At 74.2% G+C, this 15,418-nt stretch carries 12 protein-coding genes; 4 read left to right on the forward strand and 8 right to left on the reverse strand.

Annotated elements, in window-relative coordinates; translation table 11 throughout:
- Nucleotides 1–29 precede the first annotated feature (29 nt).
- The 4 genes from ACVW19_RS03110 to ACVW19_RS03125 form a co-directional block, all read right to left on the reverse strand.
- Complete coding sequence (locus tag ACVW19_RS03110) at nt 30–1,766, reverse strand: SulP family inorganic anion transporter (protein WP_457456337.1); 1,737 nt, start codon at nt 1,764–1,766, stop codon at nt 30–32.
- 170 nt (nt 1,767–1,936) lie between these two features.
- On the reverse strand, nt 1,937–2,542 hold the full coding sequence (locus tag ACVW19_RS03115; RefSeq protein ID WP_457456338.1) for an Rv1733c family protein: 606 nt from the start codon (nt 2,540–2,542) through the stop codon (nt 1,937–1,939).
- Between the two features lie 423 nt (nt 2,543–2,965).
- Nucleotides 2,966–7,315, reverse strand: a complete 4,350-nt coding sequence (locus tag ACVW19_RS03120; RefSeq protein ID WP_457456340.1) for a cation-translocating P-type ATPase — start codon at nt 7,313–7,315, stop codon at nt 2,966–2,968.
- A 24-nt stretch (nt 7,316–7,339) separates the two neighbouring features.
- On the reverse strand, nt 7,340–7,930 hold the full coding sequence (locus ACVW19_RS03125) for a hypothetical protein (protein WP_457456342.1): 591 nt from the start codon (nt 7,928–7,930) through the stop codon (nt 7,340–7,342).
- 308 nt (nt 7,931–8,238) lie between these two features.
- Between ACVW19_RS03125 and ACVW19_RS03130 the strand changes: the two genes are divergently transcribed.
- From ACVW19_RS03130 to ACVW19_RS03145, 4 genes are all read left to right on the forward strand, one after another.
- Entirely contained in the window at nt 8,239–8,493 is a 255-nt protein-coding gene (locus tag ACVW19_RS03130) for a hypothetical protein (protein ID WP_457456344.1), read from the forward strand.
- Nucleotides 8,490–9,260, forward strand: coding sequence for a metallophosphoesterase family protein (locus ACVW19_RS03135; protein ID WP_457456346.1), 771 nt, complete (start codon nt 8,490–8,492; stop codon nt 9,258–9,260). The genes ACVW19_RS03130 and ACVW19_RS03135 overlap by 4 nt, the downstream gene beginning before the upstream one ends.
- Before the next feature lie 389 nt (nt 9,261–9,649).
- Nucleotides 9,650–11,032, forward strand: coding sequence for a trypsin-like serine protease (locus ACVW19_RS03140; RefSeq protein ID WP_457456347.1), 1,383 nt, complete (start codon nt 9,650–9,652; stop codon nt 11,030–11,032).
- Nucleotides 11,033–11,255: 223 nt separating this feature from the next.
- Complete coding sequence (locus ACVW19_RS03145) at nt 11,256–11,783, forward strand: hypothetical protein (RefSeq protein ID WP_457456349.1); 528 nt, start codon at nt 11,256–11,258, stop codon at nt 11,781–11,783.
- A 59-nt stretch (nt 11,784–11,842) separates the two neighbouring features.
- On the opposite strand, the gene ACVW19_RS03150 is transcribed toward ACVW19_RS03145, so the two are convergent.
- From ACVW19_RS03150 to ACVW19_RS03165, 4 genes are all read right to left on the reverse strand, one after another.
- Entirely contained in the window at nt 11,843–12,406 is a 564-nt protein-coding gene (locus tag ACVW19_RS03150; RefSeq protein WP_457456351.1) for a hemerythrin domain-containing protein, read from the reverse strand.
- Between the two features lie 119 nt (nt 12,407–12,525).
- Nucleotides 12,526–13,059 carry a DoxX family protein gene (locus tag ACVW19_RS03155; protein WP_457456352.1) on the reverse strand — a complete coding sequence of 178 codons (534 nt, stop codon included), beginning with the start codon at nt 13,057–13,059 and terminating at the stop codon, nt 12,526–12,528.
- 136 nt (nt 13,060–13,195) lie between these two features.
- On the reverse strand, nt 13,196–13,519 hold the full coding sequence (locus ACVW19_RS03160) for a hypothetical protein (RefSeq protein WP_202280889.1): 324 nt from the start codon (nt 13,517–13,519) through the stop codon (nt 13,196–13,198).
- A 173-nt stretch (nt 13,520–13,692) separates the two neighbouring features.
- Nucleotides 13,693–15,351 (reverse strand): catalase, encoded by a 1,659-nt coding sequence (locus ACVW19_RS03165; RefSeq protein ID WP_457456354.1) that lies wholly within the window; start codon nt 15,349–15,351, stop codon nt 13,693–13,695.
- Nucleotides 15,352–15,418: the final 67 nt, after the last annotated feature.

Consider the following 15,418-nt stretch of genomic DNA (forward strand, 5'->3'; position numbering starts at 1 on the left):
GTGGCTGTGCCGGCCGATCCCCCGGTCGGTCAGGGCCTGTTCGGCGGTCCGGTGGGCGCGGCGGCCGGGTGCGGGGCCCTGGGCGCGGGCAGGACACCGGTGAGCTCCAGGTGGTCACGGGCCGCGCGGATCGCCTCCGGCGTCGTGGCGTACTCCCGGCCCTCGTCCCGCAGCAACTGCAGCGCGCCGACGGAGTCGAGGACCTTGCGGTGGTCGGGCCGGATTCCGGAGATCATGACGACGATGCCGCGGCGCCTCAGTTTCGCCACCGCGTCCTTGAGCACCAGGGCGCCGGTGGCATCGACGACGCTCACGTGGGAGAGGCGCAGAATGACCACGCGCACGTCGGCGATTTCGGTCAGTTCCAGCAGGAAGCGGTGGGCGGCGGCGAAGAACAGCGGGCCGTCGACGCGGTAGGCGACGATGTGCTCGGCCAGCAGTTCGCGTTCCTCCTCCGTGTGGTCGTCCTGGTCGAGCGGGAGCGGGGCGAGGTGCGCCTGTCGGGCGACGGCGCTCAGCGCGAGGAGGCCCGCGACGGCCAGCCCGATGATCACGGCGAGGACGAGGTCGAGGGCGAGGGTGGCGACGGCCGTGAGGACGAGGACCAGCCCGTCGGAGCGGGTGGCACGGGCCATCGCGCGCAGCGAACCGACCTCGACCATGCGGACGGCGGTGGCCAGGAGGACGCCCGCCAGCGCGGCGAGCGGGATCTTCGACACCAGCGGGGCGGCCGCGAAGACGATCCCGGCGAGGACCGCCGCGTGCGCGAGGGCGGCCAGTCGTGAGGTGGCTCCGGTGCGGACGTTGACCGCGGTGCGGGCGATCGCGCCGGTCGCGGGGACGCCGCCGAAGAGCGGCGACGCGATGTTCGCCAGGCCCTGGCCGAACAGTTCGCGGTCCGGGTCGTGCCGTTGGCCGACGGTCATGCCGTCGGCCACGGAGGCGGACAGCAGCGACTCCAGTGCGGCCAGCGCCGCCACGGCCACGGCGGGTGCGACCAGTCCGGCCAGTGCGCCGGTGTCGAGGAAGGAGAGCGAGGGGGCGGGCAGGCCGGAGGGCAGGTCGCCGATGGGGCGTACCCCGTCCAGTCCGGCGACCTGGACCACGAGCGTGGCCGCGGTCACGGCCAGGATGGAGAACGGGACGGTCGGCCGCAGGCGCGCCCCGATCAGCATCACGGCGGCCACCGAGAGCGCCAGGGCGACGGCGGTCCAGTCGGGTGTGCGCGCGAACTCCTCGAACGCCCGCCAGGCCACCACCAGCACCCGGTCGCCCTCGGGTATGGGGACGCCGAGGGCGTTGGGGACCTGCTGCAGTCCGATCACGCACGCGATGCCGAGTGTGAAGCCCTCCACCACGGGCGCGGGCACGTACCGCATGCTGCCTCCGGCCCGCAGCAGCGCCAGCACGACCAGGATCACGCCCGCCATCAGCCCGACCGTGAGCACGCCCGACGCGCCGTGGTCGGCGACGATGGGGACGAGCACCACGGTCATCGCCCCGGTCGGGCCCGAGACCTGGAGGTTGGAGCCGCCGAACACGGCGGCCAGCGCACCGGCGACCACGGCGGTGGCCAGCCCCGCCTCCGCGCCGAGCCCGGAGGAGACGCCGAATCCGAGGGCGAGGGGCAGTGCGACGACGGCGACGGTCAGTCCGGCGAGCAGGTCGCGGCGCGGATCGCGCCGCATCTGGTCGAGGTCGCCGCGGGTGGGCAGCAGCGACGTGATCCGGGTCCAGACCCCGGCGAGCAGCAACGGTACCGACACAACCCCTCGACTTCCCGGTGGCTACGGCGCTCCGTCGTACGGCGTGCCCCCGGGGGCCCACGACGACGGGCATATCAGTCAAGGATGTAGGCAATTGCTAATTTTTGCAATTCAGCAGGTAGCGAATGCCGCACATGGTCCACGCGTATCCCGCTCGGACCGTGCGTCCGTCAGCCCGTCATGCGCTTGCGCCACGTCGGCTCGACCAGCCGCCACTCGGCCTCCCACGCCACCGCGCGCCGCCGCTGGAGCCGGGCCCGGACGAGCCGTCCGCCGAGCAGGACCAGCCCCCCACTCGCGGCTGCGACCGTGAGGCCCGCCATGACGACCTGGAACTGAGCATCCACTCCACCGGGCGGTTCGGAGACCAGGCGCCCCTCCCCGTCCGTCCACACGGTGACCACGCTGCCGGCCCTGCTCCCGGGGTCGGCCTCCGCCCGGCCCGTGCGGACGGTGCCGTCGGGGGCGGTCCACCGGACCTTGGCCCACACATGACCGCTGCCGTCACCGTCCTCGGCCACCGGCGCGGGCAGTGCCCGTGCCGCGTCCCCGACCAGTGCGGCCGGGACGGTGCGGGCCTGGGCGCGGCGCTCCGCGAGGGACCCGTCCACCGCCCCCGCCGCCGCCAGGCCGGTGAACGTCCCGGCCAGGAGGGCGAGGACGAGGGTGACGAGCAGCAGCCAGGCTTCGATCAGATCGCTGCGGCGCCGCAGCGGGTTCTTGCGCCAGCGCCACAGCCACACCCTGCGTGGCCGCGCACCACGCGTCCGCACCATGGGACGTCACCTCCTCGCGCGGGTGCCGGAAGCCACGACGTGCCGCGCCGGTGTGTCGGACCGGCCGGTGCATCGGGGCCGCGGCGCCTCCTCTCCAGGGTCCGTCACCGGGACCGTTCGGCGCATGGGCCGAACGGTCCCGGGCGCGACGGCGTTGCCGGAGACCTCGTACGCGTCCTGCGTGCGTTCGAGCGGGAAGGTGTGGGTGCCCGGGCCGTGGAAGACGTAGCCCTTCATGCCGACCCCCGCCCTTCTCGTTCCCGGCGGGCTTCGGCTTCGGGCACGGCCTGCGCCCGCCTGCGTCGGCGGATCTCCCGAAGGGTTCCGGGGCCGCCCTGCTCTTCCAGTCTGAGCGCACCCGGAAGGTTCCGCTCGGGCCGCTGCCGTCCCGGCCGGTGGTCGCTTCCTCCAGGACGAGAGCCCCTACGCCACCACCGGCCGCGCGATGCCGCTGTGCAGCAGGTGCCGGGCCTGCTGGGCGTCGGCCCCCAGGCGCAGGGCGAGGCGGGAGAGCAGCTCGTACAGGCGTCGGACCGTCTCCAGGCGTTCCAGGCGCGGTGCGAGCGCCGAGAGGGCGATGGCCAGCGTCACTCCCGTCAGGGCCACGGGACCCAGTGGGGTGCAGCCGAAGAAGTGGCTGACGCCGGGGGTCTGGACGAGGGCGGCGAGCACCGCGGCGGAGCCCAGGGCCGTCGTCCACACCAGAGGGCTGTGCCGGCGGCCGGAGAGGGTCTGCACGAGTTGGGCGCCGACCACGCCGCACAGGGCCATGGTGGTGGAGCGGCGGTTGCTGCCCGGGGTGAGGCGGCCGATCAGGTACGCGGCGACTGCGCCGAGGCAGGTGGTCACGCCCCGGCGCCGGATGGCGCGCAGCAGGGGGGCGCCGAGGACGTCGAGGCCCATCGGGCCGGTTTCGGCATGGGCCGCCGTCGACGGATCGTCGCTCGGGGTCACCGCCACCGCCATCGCCGGGAACATGTCCGTGAGCAGGTTGACCAGCAGCAGCTGACGGGTCGACAGCGGTGAGGAACCGGCGAGCAGGGTGCCCAGCACGCTGAAGCCGACCTCGCCCGCGTTGCCGCCGATGAGGATGCTCACCGCGTCGGCGACGCTGCGCCACAGCGCACGGCCCTCGCGGACCGCGTCGACCAGGACCGACAGGTCGCCGGTGGTGAGGACGAGGTCGGCGGCGTTGCGGGCGGCGGCCGAGCCGCGCGCCTCGATGCCGACGCCCACGTCGGCGGCGCGGATCGCCGCGGCGTCGTTGGCCCCGTCGCCGGCCATGGCCACCACCCGGCCCGCCTGTTGCAGCGCCTCCACCACATGGAGTTTCTGCTCGGGCGCGACCCTGGCGACGACTCCGGCGCCGTGCAGGGCGCGGACCCGGTCGCGGCGGCCCATGGCGACCAGTTCGTCGCCGGTGACCACCTCGGTCGCCTCCGGCCAGCCCAGTTGCAGGGCGATCGCGCGGGCGGTCTCCGGGTGGTCGCCGGTGAGCATGACGGGCAGGATGCCGGAGCGGCGCAGCTCCGTGAGGAGGGCCTGCGAGGTGTCGCGCGGGACGTCCGCCAGGGCGATCAGCCCGACGAACTCCAGATCCGCGAGGTCGGCTTCGAGTTCGGCGGTGGCGTCCGGGCCCCGGCACGGCCGCCGGGCGACGGCGAGAACGCGCAGCCCCTGCCCCGCGAGGGTGCGGGCCGTTCCGGTCGTGTCGTCGGGCAGGTCGCGGCAGGCCGGGAGGACCGTCTCGGGGGCGCCCTTGACCACGAGGAGGTCACCGGCGCCCGAGTGGGTGCCGCCGTTGTCCCGGCCGACGGCCGCGGCATAGCCCCGGCTGGCCTCGAAGGCGAGCTCACCGCTGGGCGCCCAGGACTCGTCGGGCGGTGCGGCGTCGAGGACCGCCTCGTCGGTGGCGTGCGCGACCCGGAGCCCCTGGCCCGTCTCCACCTGCGGGCAGGCGCGGGCGGCCAGCCGTACCACCGGCACGGCGGACTCGGCGTCCGGGGCGAGGACGGTGCCGTCGGCGGTCGCGACCCGGACCAGGCGCAGCCGGTTCTCGGTGAGGGTGCCGGTCTTGTCGAAGCAGACGGTGTCGACCCGGCCGAGCGCCTCCAGGGTGCGGGGCGTGCGCACCAGGACGCCGCGCCGGGACAGACGGCGGGCCGCCGCCATCTGGGCGACGGTCGCGACGAGCGGCAGCCCTTCGGGGACGGCGGCGACGGCCACCGCGACCCCGCCGCTGACGGCCTGCCGCAGCGGACTGCCGCGCAGCAGCGACAACCCGGTCACCAGGGCCCCGCCGGTGAGGGTCACCGGCAGCGCCTTGCGGGTCAGTTCCTGCAGCCTCGCCTGGACGCCGGCGGGCGGCGGGGTGCGGGCGGCGAGCGCGACGGCGCGGCCCGCCTCGGTGCGGTCGCCGGTGTCCACCACCAGCGCGACGGACCGGCCGGCCACGACGGTGGTGCCCTCGAAGACCATGCAGGTCCGCCCGCTCACCGGCGCGCCGGGAGTGGCGTCGACGTCCTTGGCCACGGGCAGGGACTCGCCGGTGAGCGCCGACTCGTCGACCTCCAGTCCGTCCACCTCCAGCAGTCGTGCGTCGGCCGGTACGACATCCCCGGCGGCGAGGCTGATCCGGTCGCCGGGCCGCAGCCGGACCGCGTCGACGGTGACCGTGCGACTGCGGTCGTCCTGTCGGCGTGCCTTGGGCTGCTGGCGGGCGGCCAGCCGGGCGAGCGCCTGTTCCGCGCGCAGCCGCTGGAGTCCTCCCGCCACGGCGTTGAGGTCCATGGCGCCGACGACGAGCAGCGCGTCGACGAGCGAGCCGAGCAGGGCGGAGGCGACCGCCCCGGTGGCCAGGACGGGCGTGAGGGGGTCGTCGAGTTCCCGGCGGACGGCACCGGCCGCCTGCCAGGTCCAGCGGGCCGGGGCCGCCACGGGGGTACGGGCGAGCCGGGCCGCCCGCCGGCGGGACCGGTCGGCGAGCAGGGCGAGACCGCGGGGTTCGGCGTCGGTCGCGGGGCTGCTCAGCCGGTCGCGCGCCTCGTGCGGCTCCAGCGCGTGCCAGGGCACGTGCAGCCGTGGTTCGGGCGGCGTGGCGCGGGCCACGCCGACGGCCTCCGCCCAGCCGGAGAGCAGGGCGCCCGCCGCGGCGATGTTCACCGGGGCGTGCCGGGTGAGCCGCTGCCAGGCGCGGCCGCCGGGTTTGCCGCCGCGGGCCACCATGAGCCCCGACAGGGCGGCGCCCGCGCGGGCCAGGACCTGCGAGCGGCGGCCGACCCGGCGGACCGCCGGAATGGCCGTCAGCAGCCGCCATACGTCGGCCGTTCCGCCCGGGGCGAGCACGTCGGCTCCCCAGGCGATCGCCGACCGCTCGTCGGTGAGGGCGACGGCCACGTCAGCGGCGGGCAGCCCGTCCGCCACCTCGCCGTCACCGGGTTCGGCCACACGGGCGACACCCACCACGATGTGCCCGTCGTTCTGCAGCGCCCGTACGACGTCGCCGAGCGGCATGTCCGCCGGGGCCGCCTCGTCCGCGAGCCGGGTGATGTCCTTCAGGTCGGAGCCGCCCGTGATCACGACGTACAGCCCGGCCCGGCGGGCCGCGTCGAGGACGGCTTCGGCGAACGGGTCGACCGGGTCGTCGAACGCGGCGGCCCCGCCGTCGGCGTCCGGGGTGCCCGGCGGGCGGCTGCGCAGGACGTCGGCGTGCAGGACGAGGGAGTCGGCGATCTCCAGCTGTCGCAGCCGCTCCCCACTGCGTACGAGCATCCCGGACCGGGCGAGGAAGGTGCCGAGGGCCGCTTGGAAGGCGGCCGGACCGTAGCGTGCCGCCTTGGGGGATCCGGCGAGGACTGCTTCGGCTGCCTCCTGGGTCTGGTGCGTGACGAGGAGGGCGGCGGCGGCGCCGGCCAGGCTGCCGGTGCCGGCGTTGGCCGCGTAGGCCTGGGCGGGGGTGACCCGCAGCGGTGGGCGGCTGTCGGTGGGGCTGGGGACGCCGGCGCGTTCCTCGGTGCAGAGGTCGTCGTGCAGCGCCTCGAAGGCCGCGGCCCGGGCCACCGCCTCGGCCAGCTGACCGGTCCGCAGCAGCCCGTCGAGGACCAGGGACATCGGGGACTGTCCGGCTCCGTGGGCGGCGGCGTTGGCGGCGGCGAGGACGAGTTCCATGCCGTTCCAGCCGAACCGCTGCCTCAGCAGGGCGCGGAAGCGGGGGTTCTCACGCATCAGCGTGACGGCGGCGGTGACCGTTCTCGGGGTCCGCGGCAGGCCCAGCGAGCGCCCGGCGAGGGCCCCGGCCGCACCGGCGGCGTCCAGCAGCAGCGCGGCGGCGCTGACCCGTACCTCGCGGGGGTCGCCGGGATGAAAGGTCTCGTCCTCCTCCGGATCGGCACCCTCACTCAGCCCGAGGCGGGTGGCGAGGGCGACGGCCCGCTCGGTCACCCGGTCGCCGGCCGCGTCCTCCGCCGCCGTCACGACGAGGCGGGTCAGCCCCTCGTCCCAGTACGCCGTCAGCACGTCGGGGTGGTCGAGGAGTTCGGCGGCCACCTTGCGGGCGAGCGGGCCGGCGTCGCCGCCGGGGTCCCGCAGCGCCAGGTGGACGCGGTGTCCGGCCCGCCAGTGCCGGCCGCCGCCCAGGGCGTTGCGGGCGACGTTGCGGATGCGGCGCGTCGTGTCGTGGACGGACGTCATTCCCTGGGCGGTGCTGCGGGCGGCGCCTGCGGCGGCCCCCACCACGGCCCCGGCGAGGGGGGCGACGTCGAAGCGTGTGAACATCTGAGGGTGCCCCGTGATCCTGGATCAGCCGGTCTGCGGGTCGTGTGCGCCGCCTCGGCCAGGGTGGCGGGCGGTGTGCGGTTCGTGGTGCGCGGTGGCTTCGGCGACCTGCTTGAGCGCGGACGCCGTCGCGGTGTCGCCCACCCTGGCGGGCTGTTCGCGCACGTGGGGTTCCGCCGGTTCGTGCCGGTGGCGGGAGAGGCCCAGCCGGTCGCCGGGACCCTGGTCGGTGGGCGGTTCGGGCGCGGGCTCCGGTTCCGCTCCGGTTTCCGGACGGTGCGCCCCGTGTCCGCCGGACGGTGCTGTGCCGTTCGACGACTCCGTCTCCGGCGGCCGGGCCGGACGTTGCTGGGTGAGCCAGGCGACGGCCGCGCCGGTCAGCGCCACCGGCCACTCGACGACGCCGGCCACACCGAGCACGCCGGCTCCGGCGTAGACGACCATGCGGCGACCGCGCGGGGACACCGCCCCGATCGCGTCCAGCGCACCGCCGGCCGCCTTCCCGACCTGTTCAGCGCCCGGCACGTGCCGCAGACCCGACGCCATGGCCCGCAGGGGCTGCGGAAGATCCGACGAACGAGACGTGTCTGGGTTCATGTCGGTCATGTCGTCCATGTCGACCTCCAAAGCGCATCACCCAGGGGCACCCATCGGCTTCCCTGCCTTGCCGCCCATATTCAGCCGTGAACGGCCGGACCGCTTTTCCTGTTCACCCGGGGTGGTCCCGTCGCCGCCCCGTCGCACGGACAGCGGCCCCCGCGCCTCGTACCTCCGCCGGTGCCGGACCGGGCACCCCGGGTGCTCAGTGCGGACACAGCGGCTGACCCGTCCCCGGGGCAGCCCGTCGTCCGGGGGAACCGTCGTCCGCGAGCCCGCGGAGGAGCATCCCCACGAGCAGCCAAGGCGCCGGACCGGCGGGTGGCGTGCCCCCGGCGCAGAGCCGGGAGTACCGCGTCGCCCGTCTCCAGGACCGTCTCGCCGCCGGGGAGCTCGGTGAACTCGGCGTGCGGATCGAGGTCCGCGGCGAGGCCGTGCCGGTCACGGGGACCGTTCCCTCGGCCCCCGCCCGCGAGGAGGTCCTGCGCATCGTGCGCGAGGAGCTCGCCGGGCTTCCGGTGCACTGCGATGTCGTGGTCAACGAGACGTCGTCGCCCGACCAGGCGGAGGCGCCGGCATGATCCGGATCGCCGCTGTCGGGGACATCCGCATGGGGCCGGACAGCCAGGGGCTGCTCCGTCCCGCGTTCGACACCCTGCCCTGCTGCGCCGACCTGCTGCTGCCGGCGGGCGATCTCACCCTGCACGGCACCCCGGGGGAGGCTCGCGTGGTGGCCGAGGAGATCCGGGGCCTCGCCGTCCCGGTGGTCGCCGTGCTCGGCGACCACGACCACCACGACGACCACCCGGACGAGGTCACGGCCATCCTGCGGGACGCCGGCGCCCGGGTCCTGGAAGGCGAGGGGACCGTCGTGCGCAGTGGCGGCACACGTATCGGGGTGGCCGGCAGCAAGGGGTTCGGGGGCGGGTTCGTCGGGCGCGGCGCCGGGGAGTTCGGCGAGCCGGTGATGAAGGAGTTCGTCCGGCACTCGCGCCGGTGCGCCGACGGGCTGCGGGCGTCCCTGGAGCGGCTGGACGCGGGGGGCTGCGACCTCCGGATCGCCCTCACCCGCTTCTCCCCCGTGCCGGAGAACCTGGCCGGGGAGCCGCTGGAGATCTACCCGTTCCTGGGCAGCCATCTGCTGGCCGAGGCGATCGACACGGTCGGCGCCTACCTCGCCGTGCACGGGCACGCGCACGCGCACGCCGGCACGGAGCACGGCACGACCGGCGGAGGCGTCAAGGTGCGCAATGTCGCCCAGCCGGTCATCGGTCGCGCCTTCCACTTCTCCCATCTGCCGGTCCCGGAACGCGTGAGCACGTCAGCCGGTACCGAAGCGTCCGGCTGAACACAGCCGCGCACCTCGCTCGCCCCAGTGCCGTCGGCCCGTTGCCGGCGGCGCTTCACGTCCGACCACACCCGGCGTCTGCCGTCGCGCCCTGGTACTGCACATGGCGCATTCGCCTCACCAAAGCGCGAAATTGGCGCGCTCCTGACATCGCATCGGGCGCCGGGGGCAAGAACTAGGTCCGATCCGGCGTTTCACGCCGGATCGGACCTAGTTCTTGCCCGCAGAGCCGGCGCCGTGCGTCGCAGGGCGGAGGGCCGTTCTCGTACGGGACGTACGCGGGGCGGGCCCGGCAGCGCGGCGGGGTGCGACAGCGGGCCCGGCGGAAACCCGCCGGACAGGCCCCGGGGCTCGCGGCAGCCAACCCCCGAACGAAGGAGACGTACCGAATGGCCCTCAGACATGCCCGGACCGCGCGCCGAGCGGCCCTGGCCGCGCTCGGCGGTCTCCTCCTCACCGGCCTCCCCTCCGTCGCGGCGGCCGGGCTCCCGCCCACGGCGGGACCCGCGCCCGTCGCCGCCCGGCCTCTGGGCGCCGACGCCAACCGGTCGTCGGCACAGCTGTTCGGCGCCCTGCAGCGCGATCTGGGGCTGACTGAGGCCCAGGCGTCCGAACGGCTGGCCAACGAGGCGGAGGCGGGCACCCGCGCGGGCCGTCTGCGCATCGCCCTGGGCGAGCGGTTCGCCGGCGCCTGGGTGCACGGCACGGCCTCCCAGAACCTCACGGTCGCGACCGTCGACGCCGGGGACGTCCCCGCCATCGAGGCCCAGGGTGCGACGGCCGCGGTCGTCCGGCGGACGCTGTCCGACCTCGTGGCGACCAAGGCGAAGCTGGACGCGACGGCCACCCGTGTCCAGACCCTGGACACGCCCGTGTGGTACGTCGACGTGCCGAACAACCGCATCATGGTGCGGGCGAGGAGCCAGGCGGCCGGCGCCGCCTTCGTCGAGGCGGCGGGGCTCCAGGGCACGGACGTCAACATCCGCACGACGACGGACTCGCCGCGCCTGGTGCAGGACATCACCGGCGGCGACGCCTTCTACATAGACGACACCGCCCGCTGCTCCGTCGGATTCTCCGTCACCGGGGACGAGCAGCAGGGCTTCGTCACCGCGGGCCACTGCGGCGCGCCCGGCGCGGTGACGACCGGCTACGACCGCACCGCCCAGGGCACCTTCCGGGCCTCGACGTTCCCCGGCAAGGACATGGCGTGGGTGGCCACCAACGACCAGTGGACGGCCACACCCGGCGTCAAGACGCAGGACGGTCAGGAGGTGCAGGTCACCGGATCGGTGCAGGCACTCGTCGGTGCCGCGGTGTGCCGGTCCGGTTCGACCAGCGGATGGCGCTGCGGGACGATCCAGCAGCACGACACCAGTGTCACCTACCCCCAGGGCACGGTCGGCGGGCTTACCCGGACCACGGTGTGTGCCGAGCCGGGCGACTCCGGCGGGCCGTTCGTCGCGGGCGTCCAGGCGCAGGGCGTCACCTCCGGCGGCACCGGGAACTGCACCAGCGGTGGCACGACGTTCTACCAGCCGGTCAACCCGATCCTCAGCGATTTCGGCCTCGTCCTCACCACCACCGCCCAGGCCACGACACCGACCCCGGCCCCGCAGGACGGCGCCACCCAGGAGTGGACCGAGGGCCGCGTGTACGAGGCCGGAGCCGTGGTGACCCGCGACGGCGTGCGCTACCGGTGCCTGCAGAGCCACCAGGCCCAGGGCGCGTGGGCACCGGCCGGCACCCCGGCCCTGTGGCAGCGCGGGTGACCGTTTCACGAGGGCTGCGGTGAACCTCCGGGCGGCCGAGTACGTCCATGGCCGCCGGGTGCCCTGCCGGCGCGTCCGGACACCGCGGGGCGGACGAGCGGCCCCGGCCGGTGTGGCCGAGGCCACGTCCCGGAGGAGACCGGGGCCATATCCGACCGGGTGCGCCGGAAGCTACCGTTTCCGGACAGATGTCCCTGACTCCACCAGCTCGGACGGCCCGGCAGTGAAAGCAGACCTCTCCCCGGTCATCGCGGCGACCACACAGTGGCTGACCCGTTCCTTCCCCGCCTCCGGCGGGGCGCTCGCCTCCGCCCTGTGCGAGGTGCAGGCGCGGCAGGCGGTGACGGTCGCCGCGTGGCTCCGGTATCCGACGGCGATGGACGCCGCTCTGGTCGGTCTGGCGGGCCCGGGCGGTTCGGCCCGGCTCGACGGGGTCACCGGCGCCGACGCCGGCCCGGACGACCCGGACGACCCGGTTGCCTGGCGCACCTGGGTGGACGAGGTCGTGACCAGCTGGGCGGCCTGCCTGCTCGCCGACCCGGACATGGCCTCCCGCGCCGTGGCCGCGCTCTCCGGAGGAACTCACACCACCGGTGCGCCGGCCGAGTTCCGGCGGCTGCTCGCACCCGACGAGACCGACCAGAAGGCAGCGGCGCTGCTGCGCCACCCCGACCTGCTGGCGCCCGTGGCCGAACTGCACCGCTCCCATTTGCTCGACCGTCTCCGTCCGGACCACACGCTCACCGCCTGACGCCGGGCCCCGACACGGTCGCTGCCCGGGCAGCGACCGTGTCGGGCCGTCGGACGGCGTCAGTCGAGCTTGCCGCGACCGCTCAGCGCGTCGCGGAGCCGGTCGACCAGGCCGACGCCCGGTGCCAGCAGCTTGTTGGCCGGGGGCTTGTCCGGGGCGGCGGGGTGCGGCCGGGTCGGGGCCGTCTTCTTGGCCTGCCGGACCTTGTCACCGAGCTGGTCGAGCTGTTCCGGGGAGCAGGACGCGCGCAGCCCGGGGAACAGGTTCTGCTCCTCGTCGGCGATGTGCTCGCGGATCTCGCCCATCAGCATGCCGACGAGCCGGTCGAACTCGGCGTCCCCCGCGTCGCGGCTCTCCAGGTCCTTCATGATCTGCTCGGCCTTGGCGTGGTCCGCGAGTTCCCTGTCGGCCAGGGTGTTCCCGTTCTCCACGTGCTCGCGCACGGCCGGATAGAGATAGGCCTCCTCCGCCACCGAGTGCCGGACGAGCTCGATCGTCGCCTGGTCCGCGTACGCCTTGCGGTCCTTGTGCCCGGCCGGCAGGTCCTCGATCTTGCCGAAGAGATCCTCGACCTCCCGGTGATCGGTCACCAGTTCGTCGATGACGTCGCCTCCGTGTCCCATGTGCTTCACCTCCGGATCGTGGTGGCACCCGGCCGGGCCCACTCGCCCCTGGGTTCCCCGGGCTCCGGGGGGCTAACGCGATTCGGCCCCCGTCGGCTCCCTCACCGACGGATCCCGGGTCAGCCGGGCAGCTTGGCCCGGACGCGGGCGGCCGCCGCGGCGGGGCGGGCTCCCGCCCGGGCGGCGTGCCGTACCAGGTGGGCGTCGCGACGCAGTTCGCGGGCCGTGTGACGGCCGCGCCACAGCAGCGAGGGGGCGGCTCCGGTGTCGTCGGCGGTGATCAGCAGACCGCCGAGCATGGCCAGGTTCTTGAGGAAGTGGATGCGCTGCTGGACACGCTGGGAGGCGTCGTCCTCCTCCCAGAAGCGGTGCCCGGCGAGCGTCGTGGGCACGAGCGTGACCGCGAGCGCGAGCGCGGCGGTGCGTGGGACGCGTCCGGCGGCCAGCAGCAGCCCGGCCACGACCTGTACGGCGCCGTTGAGCCGTACGGTCTGCTCGGTGCGGTCCGGGAGCACGGCGACGCGTTCGGTGACGGGCCGGACGACGGGCTCGGCGACCGGGACGACGTCCTTGGGGTGGCGAACGGACTCCAGACCGCCCGCGACGAACATCGATGCCAGCATCGGGCGGCCGACGGCGCGCAGCAGACTCATGGCCTTCTCCTGTTGGGTGTCGGGGGTATCGGGGGTCTCGGAGTGCTGTCGGTGGGGTCCGTGGTGCGGGTCGCCGGGTTCCCCCGCGGGAACGGACCATTCGGCGACACCTGCTCCGGTGACGGCGGACGGTGTCTCACCAGAACCGGTTCGTGAGCGCGGGCCGACGGACCGCCTGAGCGGCGTCGCGCAGGCTCAGGGCGACGCTGATGGTGGCGCGCAGCGCCGACGGCCGTACCGTCTGGGCGGTCTCGGTGGCCAGGACGAGCAGGCAGGCCGCGGCCTGTTCCACCACGGAGACCGGGAGGGTGTAGTCGCTGTCGGCGGCCGTGCGGAAGGCCTTCAACGGGATCCCGGCCCCGTCGACGGTCCGTTTGGCGGCCTGCTCCAGGTGCTGTGCGGCCTGGTCGCACACGGAGGCGGGCAGGGTGAGGGTGCGTTGGAACGATGCGCTTGTCATGGCTCGATTGGTCCCCGGGAACCGGTCCGTTCGATCGGTGGGCAGCGCGTTTTCACCGTCCTGCGCGACGAGTCGTGACAAGTCGGGGGCGAGTGCCGGGTGCGAAGGGAGGCACGACGCAGACACCCCCGGGCGGCCCCCTGGCGGGGCCGGCCCGGGGACCGGTGGCCTGTTCAGCGGTTCACCACGTGCCGTTCGTTGGGGACGCAGTGGGTCATCGTCAGCCCTCGCACGTCACGCGGCGGGTTGTCGCCCAGGTTGGCGAGCCGTTTGCGGTCCTCGTCGGTGAGGTCCTGGTCGGCTAGGGGCTCCAGACCGGCGACGTCCCCCGGAGCGATGCCGAGTCCGTCGCCGACCCGGCGGCCGAGTTCGTTCTCGACCAGCAGGAAGTGCCACACCATGCGCTCCTGCACCGGCCGGTCGCACTGGGAGATCAGGTCGACGAAGTTCTTCACCAGGTCGTCGCGCTCCCAGTCCTCCATGAGCATGTAGCGCTGGCCCGCCTGGAGGTAGTCGTTGGTGCGGGGGATGCGCTTGCGTGTGAGGTAGCCCCGGATCTCCGGGCCCTGCTCGTCGTGCGACGGCTCCTTGGCCTCGCGCAGGCCGCCGGTGATCGACGGTTCGTAGTTGACCTGGGGGTTCTCCCCCGCCTGGCCCACGAGGTAGGTCATCTGGCCGTCGCGTTGGTTGGTGTTCACCTCGGCGGCCTTGGCCTGGTTGACGGGGAGTTGGAGGTAGTTCGGGCCGACCCGGTGGCGCTGGGTGTCGCTGTAGGAGAAGGTCCGGCCGACGAGCATCTTGTCGTCGGAGAAGTCCAGGCCGTCGACGAGGACACCGGTGCCGAAGGAGATCTGCTCGTTCTCGGCGAAGTAGTTCTCCGGCATCCGGTCGAGCACCATCCGGCCGACCGGCTTCGGCGGGAAGTCCTGCTCGGGCCAGGTCTTGGTGTCGTCGAGCGGGTCGAAGTCCAGTTCCGGGTGGTCGTGGTCGTCCATCATCTGGACGAGCAGTTCCCACTCCGGGTGGTCGCCGCGCCCCACCGCCTCGTAGAGGTCCTTGGTGGCGTGGCCGAGGGAGCCCGCCTGGACGTTCGCGGCGTCGTCCTCCGTCATGGAGCGGACGCCCGCCTTGGGCATCCAGTGGTACTTGACGAGCTTGGTCTCGCCCTCGGTGTTCACCCATTTGTAGGTGTTCACGCCGAAGCCCTGCATGTGACGGTAGTCCGCGGGGATGCCGCGCGGACTGAACAGGTTGACCAGCATGTGCATGCACTCGGGCGTCTGCGACATGAAGTCGAAGATGCGCCGCGGCTGCTGCTCGAAGGTGACGGGGTCGGGCTTGAGTGCGTGGATGACGTCCGGGAACTTGATCGCGTCCCGGATGAAGAAGACGCCGAGGTTGTTGCCGACGAGGTCCCAGTTGCCCTCCTCGGTGTAGAACTTCACAGCGAAGCCGCGCGGGTCGCGGGCGGCCTCGGAGGAGTCGCGTCCGCCGATGACGGTGGAGAACCGGACGGCCACGTCCGTGCGCTTGCCGCGCTCCTGGAACAGCAGGGCCCGGGTGTAACGGCTGACCGGCTCGTCGCCCCAGGTGCCGTAGGCCTCGAAGTGACCGTACGCGGTCACTCCCCGGGCGTGCACGACACGCTCGGGGATGCGCTCCCGGTCGAAGTGGCTGATCTTCTCCAGGAACTGGTAGTTCTCCAGCGTGGCGGGCCCGCGGGCGCCGACCGTGCGCTGGTTCTGGTTGTCGTGGACCGGATGGCCCTGCCGGTTGGTGAGTACCTTGCGGTCGTCGCCCGGGGCAGGGCCCCGGCTCGAAACGTCCGTCATGTTGGTGGACTCCTTCGGCTGCTCATGACTGGTGGAGGGCCGGGACACGGGGGCGTACGGCCGTGGG

The organism is Streptomyces sp. TE5632 (assembly GCF_054061295.1).